At 46.9% G+C, this 11,399-nt stretch carries 14 protein-coding genes; 5 read left to right on the top strand and 9 right to left on the bottom strand.

The genetic code is table 11. The annotated features are described in order from the left end of the window. Positions 1-19 precede the first annotated feature (19 nt). The 3 genes from J3B89_RS05735 to J3B89_RS05725 form a co-directional block, all read right to left on the bottom strand. Entirely contained in the window at positions 20-1,033 is a 1,014-nt protein-coding gene (locus J3B89_RS05735) for an aspartate carbamoyltransferase (RefSeq protein ID WP_215396560.1), read from the bottom strand. Between the two features lie 107 nt (positions 1,034-1,140). Beyond that, on the bottom strand, positions 1,141-1,572 hold the full coding sequence (locus J3B89_RS05730) for a CopD family protein (RefSeq protein WP_215396559.1): 432 nt from the start codon (positions 1,570-1,572) through the stop codon (positions 1,141-1,143). Then, positions 1,569-3,275 carry a chloride channel protein gene (locus J3B89_RS05725; protein WP_215396558.1) on the bottom strand — a complete coding sequence of 569 codons (1,707 nt, stop codon included), beginning with the start codon at positions 3,273-3,275 and terminating at the stop codon, positions 1,569-1,571. The genes J3B89_RS05730 and J3B89_RS05725 overlap by 4 nt, the downstream gene beginning before the upstream one ends. Before the next feature lie 165 nt (positions 3,276-3,440). On the opposite strand from J3B89_RS05725, the gene erpA reads away from it, so the two are divergent. Beyond that, complete coding sequence (gene erpA / locus J3B89_RS05720; RefSeq protein ID WP_215396557.1) at positions 3,441-3,782, top strand: iron-sulfur cluster insertion protein ErpA; 342 nt, start codon at positions 3,441-3,443, stop codon at positions 3,780-3,782. A gap of 59 nt (positions 3,783-3,841) precedes the next feature. Here erpA and J3B89_RS05715 read toward each other — a convergent pair whose 3' ends face one another. After that, positions 3,842-4,015: a hypothetical protein gene (locus J3B89_RS05715; RefSeq protein ID WP_215396556.1), complete on the bottom strand. Its 174-nt coding sequence runs from the start codon at positions 4,013-4,015 to the stop codon at positions 3,842-3,844. A gap of 249 nt (positions 4,016-4,264) precedes the next feature. On the opposite strand from J3B89_RS05715, the gene J3B89_RS05710 reads away from it, so the two are divergent. Continuing rightward, positions 4,265-4,507, top strand: coding sequence for a helix-turn-helix domain-containing protein (locus tag J3B89_RS05710; RefSeq protein WP_068232674.1), 243 nt, complete (start codon positions 4,265-4,267; stop codon positions 4,505-4,507). A 28-nt stretch (positions 4,508-4,535) separates the two neighbouring features. On the opposite strand, the gene J3B89_RS05705 is transcribed toward J3B89_RS05710, so the two are convergent. From J3B89_RS05705 to J3B89_RS05685, 5 genes are all read right to left on the bottom strand, one after another. Continuing rightward, on the bottom strand, positions 4,536-5,870 hold the full coding sequence (locus J3B89_RS05705) for an AmpG family muropeptide MFS transporter (RefSeq protein ID WP_433915364.1): 1,335 nt from the start codon (positions 5,868-5,870) through the stop codon (positions 4,536-4,538). 90 nt (positions 5,871-5,960) lie between these two features. Further along, on the bottom strand, positions 5,961-6,281 hold the full coding sequence (locus J3B89_RS05700; protein WP_215396554.1) for a hypothetical protein: 321 nt from the start codon (positions 6,279-6,281) through the stop codon (positions 5,961-5,963). Between the two features lie 59 nt (positions 6,282-6,340). Next, positions 6,341-6,931, bottom strand: coding sequence for a peptidylprolyl isomerase (locus J3B89_RS05695; protein WP_215396553.1), 591 nt, complete (start codon positions 6,929-6,931; stop codon positions 6,341-6,343). A gap of 1 nt (position 6,932) precedes the next feature. Beyond that, positions 6,933-7,484: a YajG family lipoprotein gene (locus tag J3B89_RS05690; protein ID WP_215396552.1), complete on the bottom strand. Its 552-nt coding sequence runs from the start codon at positions 7,482-7,484 to the stop codon at positions 6,933-6,935. A gap of 2 nt (positions 7,485-7,486) precedes the next feature. Further along, positions 7,487-8,650: a methyltransferase gene (locus J3B89_RS05685; protein ID WP_215396551.1), complete on the bottom strand. Its 1,164-nt coding sequence runs from the start codon at positions 8,648-8,650 to the stop codon at positions 7,487-7,489. A 23-nt stretch (positions 8,651-8,673) separates the two neighbouring features. Here J3B89_RS05685 and J3B89_RS05680 point away from each other — a divergent pair, with 23 nt between their 5' ends. The 3 genes from J3B89_RS05680 to fabV all read left to right on the top strand — a co-directional run bounded on the left by J3B89_RS05680 (position 8,674) and on the right by fabV (position 11,084). After that, positions 8,674-9,306: an alpha-ketoglutarate-dependent dioxygenase AlkB family protein gene (locus J3B89_RS05680; RefSeq protein WP_215396550.1), complete on the top strand. Its 633-nt coding sequence runs from the start codon at positions 8,674-8,676 to the stop codon at positions 9,304-9,306. Between the two features lie 126 nt (positions 9,307-9,432). Then, on the top strand, positions 9,433-9,765 hold the full coding sequence (locus J3B89_RS05675; RefSeq protein WP_215396549.1) for a BolA family protein: 333 nt from the start codon (positions 9,433-9,435) through the stop codon (positions 9,763-9,765). 125 nt (positions 9,766-9,890) lie between these two features. Beyond that, positions 9,891-11,084: an enoyl-ACP reductase FabV gene (gene fabV, locus J3B89_RS05670; RefSeq protein ID WP_215396548.1), complete on the top strand. Its 1,194-nt coding sequence runs from the start codon at positions 9,891-9,893 to the stop codon at positions 11,082-11,084. Positions 11,085-11,399 lie beyond the last annotated feature (315 nt).

Genomic DNA, 11,399 nt, shown 5'->3' with positions numbered 1-11,399 from the left:
GAAACAGCTATATGCTGTACTAGCCACTGTGTTTATTGCTATACCAGGGCACAGTGCATTCGTAGTTGGTAATAATTCCTTCAACGCCCAGCGTTAAGGCAAATAAGGCCATTCGCACCAGAATACCGTTATCTGCCTGGCGGAAAATAGCCAGGTTGGGGTTCAGGTTTAAATCGTTATCCAATTCATTGGCCTCAATGCGTGAATCACGCGGCAGCGGATGCATAATCACGGTGTTGGATTTACAGTAGCGGGTATAAATTTCCTGGTTTAAGCGGAATTTTCCACGATATAAATTGGCTTCTGTTTTTGACGGAAAACGCTCTTCCTGAATACGGGTCTGGTAAACAATATCTGCATTCAGGTTGCCTTCCAGCACATCTGTAACATTTACCTGATGGCCGGCATTTTCAATAGCGCTGACAATATCATCCGGCATGGCCAGTTCTTTGGGTGAAATAAGCGTAAAGCGCAGATTTTTATACAGTTTTAACAGTTTGGATAACGAGTGCACGGTGCGGCCAAATTTTAAGTCGCCCACCATAGCGATATGCATGCCATCGATGCTTTGGCCTGAAGATGCCAGCTCACGCTCAATAGTGAATAAATCCAGCAGGGCCTGAGTAGGGTGCTCATTGGCGCCATCTCCGCCATTTAATACCGGTACCCGGCTACCCAGAGCAAATTCGGCAACCGAGCCTGCCTGTGGGTGGCGCATAGCAATAACATCGCTGTAGCTGCTGATCACCCTTGCAGTATCAAATAACGATTCGCCTTTAGATAACGCTGACGACTCCATACCGGTAGTTTCGCGTACTTCACCGCCAAGTAAGTTAAATGCACAGCCAAAACTCACCCGGGTACGGGTGCTGGGCTCAAAAAACAGGTTACCTAAAATAGCGCCTTCAAGTACCTTGGTACGTTTTTGCCGGCTGGCATAAGGCTGCATGTTGCGGGCTATCTGAAAAACGTGCTGAATGGTGTCACGGTCAAACTGGTTTACCGAGAGGATGTGTTCGCCTTTAAAGCTCATAGTCAGTGCTCTTTTCACTAAGAATTAACCCGGGCCGGAGCTGGCCCGGCACCGGCAATAAACGGCGGCATTATACGCGAAACCACCGGCTAAAAGCGAATACGTTGCTACATAGGTTTTAAGTACGCCAGCAGGATAATAGCCAACAAAACCAGTACCGGCACTTCATTAAAAATACGGTAAAAACGCGGGCTGCGCCGGTTACGGTTGTGTTTAAAATCAGCCAGTAATTTAAAACAAAAAGCGTGATACCCATACAGCAACATCACCAACAGCAGTTTATAGTGCAGCCATTGGCTGGCCTTAAACCAGGCCGCGCCATAACTGTGAATAAGTAGTAAGCCAAATACCAGTGTAAGTAAGGCAAAAGGTGTGACAAAGTAGAGTAAGCGGCGCTCCATCACCTTAAACTCGGCATCGCAGTCGGGGCTGGTTGTGCCAGCGTGATAAACAAACAAGCGTGGTAAATAAAAGATGCCGGCAAACCAGGCAACCATAAAAAACACATGTAAGGCTTTGTATACAAGTATAATTGTCATAGTAAGTTGTTCTGTTTTACCAATAAACTGCGCACCTGATCCCAGCGGATAATGCCGATCAGCTGTTGTGGTTCTTCTTCGCGATATATATATACTGCGCCTTCGCGCTTATCTTCTAAAATGGCAAACACCTCGGCCATAGTAGCCTGATGCGTTAAGCCCTTTAGCGGCAAGTACTGCACGGCACTGGCACCTGTCATTGACAGCTGCACATCATAACTTGCCAGCAAAAAGGTGCTCTGAGCGCCTGAATCACGTTTTACCAGTAATTGATGCGGCGGTTCCAGCTTATCCAGAGCCTGCAGCACTTGTGACTCGTCGGGGTTATCAAGCAGCTGATACTGATTGTCCAAAAGTGCCAGCACACCTACTTTTTGTAATACATCGTCAGCAGGAGACAGCTTATAAGGCATTTGTAAAAAGTCGAGCTGCAGTAAAAAAATAGATTTGTTATTAAAAAACTGCACACCGGTAATATAAGCCGTGGTTATTACCACCATGGCGGGCACAATAATGCCGGGATTATGTGCCAGCTCCATTACGGCTACCAGGGCAGCCAGTGGTGCATGCATAGTGGCTGCCATCAACCCGGCCATGCCCAGCACCGCATAAGTACCGGCAATACTGTTATCACCAATAATGGCAGACGGAACAATAGCCAGCAAAGTACCCAGCACAATGCCGATACCAAACACCGGGCCAATAACACCGCCGGGTACACCTAAGCCCAGGGCAAACAAAGTTAGCAGCATTTTACCGATAAAAATGGTCAGCAACAGGGCTATGTCATTGGGGGCATTTACAGCGTAGTAAATAGCACCTGTTTCAGAACCCATTGCATGCGGAATAACATAACCCACAGCCGCAGTAAGCACAGCGGCGAGGCATAAACGCAATATCAAAGGCCAGCTTTTAAACAGTTTGATCAGACGCATCATGTTTTTGTTAAACACAAAAGCGATTGCACCGAACACAACGCCACACAGCACCAGATAGGGTATATGCCAGCCGCTGATAGACACTATATTCAGTAGTGCCAGCTCTCTGTCGCTGCCAAAAACGGTTTGTGTCACCAGAGCACCCACTACGGATGACAGCATAATAGGAATAAATACATGCACGCGGTATTCACGCAGCACTACTTCCATTACAAAAATAACTGCAGCCAACGGAGTATTAAAAGAGGCTGAAATACCAGCGGCAATACCGCAGCCTGCCAGAATACGAATGCTGTTGTATGGCAATTGCAGATACTTACCCAGGGTGCTGGCACCATAAGCACCTAAATGTACCGATGGGCCTTCCCGGCCAACAGAAAAGCCACCTGCCAGTGCCAGTATGCCGCCAAAAAACTGGTTTAGGGTATTGCGGGTTGGCATCATGCCGTATTTGAGCTTTATTCTATGAATAACAAAGGGAATGCCGAGACGGTAATGTTTATAGCCGGTGATCCAGGCGATAATGCCAATTAATACCGCAGCGCCAAGCGGGAGCATCCAGCGAATATCTGTACCAACAGTAGAAAAGTCGTCGGTACGATCTAAAAAAAAGCTTTGCAGGCCAATAATGGCTAAGCGGAATAAAATAATCAGAATGGAGGCCGCCAGCCCGCCCAACACCCCCAGTACACAGAGTTGCAAGGAGGTTTGCGGTAAAGCTAAACGACGTTGTAAAGACGGAAGCCAGATCTGCCAGCGCTGCATAAGCCATAACACCCGTAATAGTTAATACAGAGTTTAACATAAGTTGCTGAGAACTCGGCTTAATTATCGAAGGGGATAACTAATCTGCGCTGAACAGGGCTAATACTTGAATAAATTAGTCAGGTATTAGATAATTTGCCCCTTAGCTAAACCTGTGGAGTTGTTATGTCAGAACCAGCTGTACCAATTGAATTTACTGAAGCGGCAGCACGCAAAGTAGCATTGCTGGTCAGTGAAGAGGAAAACCCTGAGTTAAAGCTACGGGTGTATATTACTGGTGGTGGCTGTTCTGGTTTTCAGTATGGCTTTACCTTCGACGAGAAAGTGAATGATGGCGATTTCGTTGTAGAGAAACAGGGTGTTGCCATGGTCGTAGACCCTATGAGCCTGCAGTATCTGATGGGTGGTGTGGTAGATTATACCGAAGGTTTGCAAGGCAGCCGTTTTATTGTACAAAACCCCAACGCGACGACAACTTGCGGTTGTGGCTCGTCTTTTTCAGTATAAGCGGCAGTTGTTTTTGTAAAATAAAAACTACACATCCTTATGTTAAGTATGTTGCTGGCTCAGCGTTGAGTCAGCAGCATGATGCCCCACAATGCCAGCGCAATGCAGCCATTAAAAGCAATAATGTAAGCAAAGCCTTTTTTACCCTGGCGGATAGTCCAGCCTGATTGCTTTAGGTACCAGTACCAAAGTGCACACATCAGTATTGGCATTAAATAAAATAATTTTATCATCTTGATCTCTGTTAGATACCTGGCATGGCTTTGCCTGGGTTTGCGTTACTCTGTTGCTGAAAATTACGCCAGTTCTGACGATTGTAAAGTCGTAATACATATTTTAACAGTTGTGGCTGTACGCTTGTCGCATCCTGTGGTTTAATTAACCGATTTTTATTGCTTATTGCGTTTGCAATAGGGTTTTGATTTTTGCAGGAAGTATTTTTGACATAATAAAAGCGTAACACGCTGGGAGAAGAAAAAAACATGAAAGGTACAAAAAGCGTAATTTCTGATGAAAATAAGCGTCTGTGTGTCTGGTTAAAACGGCAGCGTCAGGAAAAAGGTCATACTATGCGCAGCCTGTCTGAAATTTTGGGTACACCGCACTCTTTTATAGGTAAAGTAGAAAACCAGGAACGGCGTTTAGATGTAATTGAATACGTACGTTACTGCCAGGCACTGGACGTTGATCCCACGGAAGGATTAAAACAAGTATTATCAGCCTGATCCATTTAGCTATGTCAGCAACGCCGCGCTACTGTGCGGCGTTCTGTTTTAAGCGCTCAGCACGCGCCAACAATACAATTAGTACTAATGCCGGTATTCCCATCAGCGCCGTCATAACAAAAAACTGGCTATAGCCCAGCTGCTCTACCCATACCCCGGAAAAGCCACCGGTAAATTTAGGCAGCAACAACATCAGCGAGCTGAATATCGCATATTGGGTGGCGGTAAACGCCAGATTAACTAAAGAAGCCAAATAAGCAAGAAAGGCACTGGTAGCGATGCCTGCGCTTAAATTATCTGCTGAGATCACTAAGGTTAACCATACCAGATCATAGCCAATCTGGCTTAATGCAGAAAACAACAAATTAGTTACTGCACTTAGCAGCGCACCAATAAACAGAATTTTAATTACGCCAAACTTATTAATCAGTACTCCGCCGAGGGCAGCGCCGAGCAACGTCATAATAACACCATAAATTTTCGATACGCTGGCAACCTCTTCTTTGCTGTAGCCCATATCAACATAAAACGCATTTGCCATCACGCCCATTACAACGTCGCTAAGGCGGTAACACGCAATCAGCGACAGGATCAGTAAAGCATGCCATTTATAGCGGCTGAAGAAGTCAATAAAGGGCGCTACCACAGCTTGTTTTAGCCAGGACAGAGTACGCTGTAATAAGGTGCCATTGGTATACTGTTGCTGTTGCAGGCCACTGACAGGCTCTTTGCTAAGTAAGGTGGTGATGATGCCCGGCAGCATACATAGCCCCATAACCAAATAGGCCTGTTGCCAACCGGTTAAATCATAAGCACTTCCATTGGAGAAGATAGCAGCCAGCCACAAGGTACCCGCTGATGCCATAATCATTGCCAGCCGGTAGCCGGCAAGGTAGGCGGCCGCCAGCGCAGCCTGCAGTTTTTCAGGTGCACTTTCAATACGAAAGGCATCAACATTAATATCCTGGGTTGCTGATGCAAAAGCCAGCACGACAGCAAAAGCAGCCATCAGGGCTAAATCCTGCTGCGGGTCGGTTAATGCCATACAGCAAATTGCAATCATTACGCTAAGCTGGGATAGCAGCAGCCAGCTGCGCCTTCTGCCCAGTTTTTGATGTAAAATCGGAATTTTAAGATGATCAGCCAGCGGTGACCACAGCCATTTTATGGCGTATGCCATTGCTACCCAGCTGAAATAACCAATATCGGAACGCGATACCTGCGCTTCACGTAACCAAAAAGACAGTACACCAAACACCAGCATTAGCGGCAGACCACTGGAAAAGCCCAGTATAAAGATACTCAGTACACGACGTTGGAAATAGATACTCAGGCCAGATAGCCAGGCTAGGTAATTAGGCAAAACGGACATCCGCTAAAACACGCTTGTAGGCCTAGCTTACAGTGCGGATTATTCTGGTCAAGCTCTGTAAACTGCGCAAGAGTATCCGGTCTAGGGCCTGATACCAACACAATCTGGTGGTGCCACACCATAGCCCTTAAGGTAACAGAGGCAATCCTGAATATTACGGCGTAATAGTTTGTCTTCCTGCAGTATGCTATCGGGCCAGAATTCTAACTGATGAATTAAGTGCCAGAACACACGTTCCCGGCTGCTGCATGGTTGCTGCAAAGAGGCACTGAGTTGTGCCCATTCTTCCAATGTATCCCAAATAAACAGGTGCAGCTCGCTGTGTGGTAAGCGGCCACGAAAGTAACGGGAAATGTAGAAAATCAGCTGTTGCGATTTTTGTTCAATAAAGTGGTTTAACATATATTGCCTTAACAGCGGCCTCTTACTGACAAGACTGTTAAGGCAAAGTATAGCCGCTTTTATTGCTCTGGCAGTACAATAGCAGTTTTTAACAACACCTTTTCTACCGGCACGTTTGGCCAACCAAGTTCTGCTGATGTGTCTGTGGCCACCGCTTTGATTTTCTCAATCACATCATTACCTTCAATAATGTAGCCAAATACTGCATAACCCCAGTTGCGGCCGGGATCCAGGTGTGGATTATCCTGCAGATTAAAGAAAAACTGGCTGGTGGCACTGTGCGGATCAGTCAGGCGTGCCATGGCAATAGTGCCCAGCTGGTTTTTCATGCCGTTGCCTGATTCGTTGAACACCGGTTTTTGTTCTTCTACCGGTTTATAGTTTGCATCATAACCGCCGCCCTGCAAGACAAATTCAGGTTCCAGCCGGTGAAACAGTGTGTTGTCGTAACTTTTCTTTTTAACGTAACTGAGAAAATTATTGACGCTAAGCGGAGCACGGCTGCGATCCAGCTCAACAATAATATCACCATGCGATGTCATCAGTTTTACTTTGGGATATAAATTATTAGGCTGGATAAATTGTCCGGCCTCAGTTTTGCTCGTTAGCAGAGTAAACAACAGCAGCGTTAATGTGATCCAGCTACGCATATTACCCCCGAACGGCCTGGTGCCAGCTGCTGTCTTGCAGAATTTGGCCAAGCACTTGTTCTGTTAATACACGTAATTCGCGTTCAACTGCAGCTACATCCATGCGAAATGGTGCTGTATAGCTACTGTCGCCGGAATAAGTTTTGCTAAAGGTTCCCTGATCGTTCTGTACAAACACAGTTAACGAAACCTGATTAGTAACAGCGTGCTCCAGCGAGCGCTGATCTACCAGGGCCTGTAGCAGGGTTATTCTTATGGTCATTTGGGTATTGCTGTTTTGGTCAAGTATCGCCGCCTGCTCTGTCAGCGCTTGTGCCATAGTGTTTTGTATGTCAGCACTGATATTGTTGCTGGCATTAATCTGCTGTATGTCAGAGCCTTTTTGGATCCGCAATGAATATGGTCTGCCGCGTTCATCAGACACGGCAAAAGCGAACCTTGCTTGTTGCAGTTGATTGGATTGCGGCCAGAATACTTGCGGCGACAGAATAAATTTGGGTGTTGGGGCGCTGCAACCGGCAAGCAACAGCAAAGTTAAAAGTATGTAGCGCATGTTCAGCTCCTTTTTATGGCTTCTAAAATAATAAATTTAGGGTCGGCCGCCAGCTGTTGGCAATTGCCGAATAAACGCTTAAGTACATCAGCATACCCCAGATGACGATTTGCTACTATGCGCAAGCGGCCGCCTTGTTTTAGCACCCTTTTGGCATCAGTAAACATCTGGCTGGCAATATGGCTGGTAACGGCGTGTTGCTGATGAAAAGGCGGGTTGCACAGCACAATATCGGCCGATTTGTCTGCCTGCAGACTCAGACAGTCATCTACAACAAACTCACAGCGCGATAATTTGTCTGGCAAGTTGTTTGCTACGGTTTGCCGGGCCGAATCAACCGCCATATAAGATTCATCACAACACAGCAGTTGAAAATCATTGTGCTGATTTAACAGTGCAAGCCCCAATACGCCATTGCCACAGCCTAAGTCTATAACACGCTGGGCGCCTTTAATTTCGGGCAAATGCTGTAAAAAGAACCGTGCACCCTGATCGAGTTTTTCCCGGGAAAACACATTTGCATGGTTTATCACGGTAAACCCGGTCTGCTCCAGCGGCCAGGCTAACGGAAACTCTACTGCTGCCGCTCCCGGCAGCGGCGCGCTAAAGCTGCATTGGATCAGCCGGCACTTCTTTACTGTGAGCGACGCTGTGGCCGGGCCCAGCGTACTGTTAAACATTGCCAGCACATTACGGCTGATATCTTTTGCTTTGGCGCTGGCCAGAATGATACTTTGCGGCGTAACTACACCGGCAAGCTGTTGCAATACATATTGCAGATAACTGTGATTATTGGGAAGCTTTAGCAGCACTATGTCTGGCCGTGCGGGGTAGGGCGCCAGGCTGGAGAGTTGCTGCAGGCCGCTATCTGCAATATTGTTTTGCCGGCGGTTATATAAAGTGCCTTTTGCTGCCAGTACAGAGTCATTTACCTGAACCTGCGGGCAGCCAGACAGTGCACAGGATAATGCACCGAAACTGTCATTAATAAGCAACAAAGCAGGCTGGCGTTGATGTTGCGCTGTAAATTGAGCAATGGCTTCCTGTGCGTGCAGGATCAACAACTCGTCAGCTGCATCCCATGCCTGTAAGCTGTTATTAGGTTGGTTAAGCGGCCAGCGGTGCAATTGCAGGCTGCCTTGAGAATGCACAAAAGTGGTATTCATAGAAACACGAGTGATGAAATAAGATGAGTATTTTGACACGGCCACGCCAGACCGACAACCAGCAATACCCCGGGCAAGTATTTCAGTTACCTGATGCGCAAGTGATATTATGGCCGGGCTGGCTAAATGCCACTGAAAGTGTGGCGCTACAAGCTGAACTGGGTACTCAGTTAGTCTGGGCGCAGGACAGCATTATGATGTTTGGTAAAAAAGTAAAAATACCGCGCCAACAGGTATGGATGGGCGACAGTCACTGCAGTTATCGTTATTCAGGCACTACTTTTATGCCAGCGCCCTGGCATCCGGCGGTAAAGCAACTTACTGACGAGGTAAGCCGGTTTTTGCAGCAGCCGCTTAACTGCGTATTGCTGAATTTATATGCAAACGGTCAGCAACATATGGGTTGGCATGCTGACAATGAAGCTGAACTGGGCGATGATCCTGTTATCGCCTCTGTCAGTCTTGGCGCTGCGCGGCGTTTTGAGTTAAAACACCGCCGGCAGCATTGGCAACTGGCGCTGGATTTAACGCCCGGTAGTTTGCTGCTGATGGGCCGGGGCTGCCAGCAGCACTGGTTGCACCGCTTGCCAAAGCAAAGTCGGGTAACGGAGGCAAGGCTAAACCTGACCTTTCGTTATATTGCGCCAAAGGTTTAGACAAATTTATTTTTAGTAACGCCACCAGCCCGTTAGTTCGGATTATTTAACTTGACAGCAAAACCTGCTGGCAAGTTTAGCGCAGGCATCTAGAGTTAATTAAAGGAATAAAAAAGGATTAGGGCTATGTTGATTCATACAGCTATTGAGCAGAAGTTACTTAGTGCATTTGATCCTGTGTTCCTTGATGTGGTGAATGAAAGCCACCTGCATAATGTGCCTCAGGGGTCTGAATCGCATTTTAAAGTGGTTATTGTAACACCGGCTTTTAATGGTATGCGCTTGTTACAACGCCACCGGGCAGTTAATGCCATAGTGGCAGAGGAATTGGCAGAGAAGATACATGCATTGGCGTTACATACGTACACACCGTCTGAGTGGTACGAATACTACGCCGAAAAACCACCGGTGTCGCCACGATGCTATGGTGGCAATAAAACTGAAAAAGCGTCGGTATGACGCTTTTTTTCTGTCCGGCGTATATTAATTTTAATCTGGCAGGTAAAACGTGCTGATCAGACCTGTTTTCTGCGGTAAAGTTTTACACTAGCGTCAATTTTGTCGAGACAACAGCAGGAGCTGTCATGGTTATTCAACCGAAAATTCGTGGTTTTATCTGTACTAACGCCCATCCTGTCGGCTGTGCCGAGCATGTAAAAGAACAAATCGAGTATGTAAAAAAAGCCGGCCCTGTAGCCAACGGGCCGAAAAATGTGCTGGTGATTGGCGCCTCTACCGGTTACGGCCTGGCTTCACGTATTACAGCAGCTTTTGGCTCTGGTGCTAAAACCCTGGGTATATTTTTTGAAAAGGAACCCACAGAGAGCAAAACGGCCTCTGCCGGTTGGTATAACACGGCCGCATTTGAACAAGCCGCTCAGGCTGAGGGGCTGTGGAATAAACATATTAATGGTGATGCATTTACTGACGAGTTAAAAGCACAGGCCATTGATATTATCCGCAATGAAATGGGTAAAATCGATCTGGTGGTGTACAGCCTGGCTGCCCCGCGGCGCAAAGACCCGGTCAGTGGCGAAATATTCAGTTCAGTATTAAAACCTATTGGTCAGTCGTACACCGCCAGAACGCTCAATACCAGCAAGCGTGAAATTGAAGAGGTGTCAGTTGAGCCGGCAAACGACGATGAAATTTATCAGACAGTAAAAGTAATGGGTGGTGAAGACTGGGAGCGCTGGTTAAATCAACTGGATGCCGCCGGCGTACTGGCAGATAACTGCCAGACAGTAGCTTACACCTATATTGGTAAAGAGCTGACCTGGCCTATTTATGGTAAAGCCACTATCGGCAAAGCGAAAGAAGATTTAGATCGTGCTGCTGCGGCCATTACTGCTCGGTTAGCCGGTAAGAAAGGTAAGGCGTACGTAGCGTCATTAAAAGCGCTGGTTACTCAGGCCAGTTCTGCTATTCCTATTATGCCGTTGTATATCTCTCTGCTGTATCGTGTCATGAAAGAAGAAGGCACACATGAGGGTTGTATTGAGCAGATTGATGGTTTATTCCGTCAGGGGTTGTACAGTGATACACCTGTAATGGACGAGGCCGGCCGTTTACGTATGGACGGTAAAGAGCTTAGCGCACATATTCAACAGGCAGTAAAAGAGTTATGGGGCCAGGTAACAACAGACAGTATTGATACATTGACTGATTACAAAGGCTATCATAATGAATTCTTGAGGCTATTTGGCTTTGGCTACAGCCATGTTGATTATGATGCAGATGTCTCACCCATGGTACCACTGCAAAACATTGCCGGTTAATTTTACCAGGCCGCCTACGGGCGGCTTTTGTTTATGCGCAAATGGACTAAAGTTGACTAGAATTTGCAGCAGTAAAACGCTAATGTCGCGGCGCTGCCAAGGTAGACCAACGGCCATATAGCCCGGTTGGTTTACCGGAAAATTTGCGTAACAGCATAGATAGGCAGCTGTATTAGTGCTAGAATCCGCGACTTTAATACGTGTATCTGGTTTAAAAATAAACAGTGGGAAACCCTGATAAATAACTCCGGATGCGCTGCGCGGTGAGCAGCTGAAAAACTAGGCCCTGTTTCTTCCCAAAATAGTAGTGCAAGT

Source organism: Rheinheimera oceanensis, from assembly GCF_018831085.1.
Taxonomy (GTDB): Bacteria; Pseudomonadota; Gammaproteobacteria; order Enterobacterales; family Alteromonadaceae; genus Alishewanella; species Alishewanella oceanensis.
This window is presented reverse-complemented; position numbering and strand designations above follow the sequence as displayed.

Coding starts and splice junctions, on each gene's coding strand:
- J3B89_RS05735 (WP_215396560.1), bottom strand. CDS start 1,033: ATGAGCTTTAAAGGCGAACACATCCTCTCGGTAAACCAGTTTGACCGT.
- J3B89_RS05730 (WP_215396559.1), bottom strand. CDS start 1,572: ATGACAATTATACTTGTATACAAAGCCTTACATGTGTTTTTTATGGTT.
- J3B89_RS05725 (WP_215396558.1), bottom strand. CDS start 3,275: ATGCAGCGCTGGCAGATCTGGCTTCCGTCTTTACAACGTCGTTTAGCT.
- erpA (WP_215396557.1), top strand. CDS start 3,441: ATGTCAGAACCAGCTGTACCAATTGAATTTACTGAAGCGGCAGCACGC.
- J3B89_RS05715 (WP_215396556.1), bottom strand. CDS start 4,015: ATGATAAAATTATTTTATTTAATGCCAATACTGATGTGTGCACTTTGG.
- J3B89_RS05710 (WP_068232674.1), top strand. CDS start 4,265: ATGAAAGGTACAAAAAGCGTAATTTCTGATGAAAATAAGCGTCTGTGT.
- J3B89_RS05700 (WP_215396554.1), bottom strand. CDS start 6,281: ATGTTAAACCACTTTATTGAACAAAAATCGCAACAGCTGATTTTCTAC.
- J3B89_RS05695 (WP_215396553.1), bottom strand. CDS start 6,931: ATGCGTAGCTGGATCACATTAACGCTGCTGTTGTTTACTCTGCTAACG.
- J3B89_RS05690 (WP_215396552.1), bottom strand. CDS start 7,484: ATGCGCTACATACTTTTAACTTTGCTGTTGCTTGCCGGTTGCAGCGCC.
- J3B89_RS05685 (WP_215396551.1), bottom strand. CDS start 8,650: ATGAATACCACTTTTGTGCATTCTCAAGGCAGCCTGCAATTGCACCGC.
- J3B89_RS05680 (WP_215396550.1), top strand. CDS start 8,674: ATGAGTATTTTGACACGGCCACGCCAGACCGACAACCAGCAATACCCC.
- J3B89_RS05675 (WP_215396549.1), top strand. CDS start 9,433: ATGTTGATTCATACAGCTATTGAGCAGAAGTTACTTAGTGCATTTGAT.
- fabV (WP_215396548.1), top strand. CDS start 9,891: ATGGTTATTCAACCGAAAATTCGTGGTTTTATCTGTACTAACGCCCAT.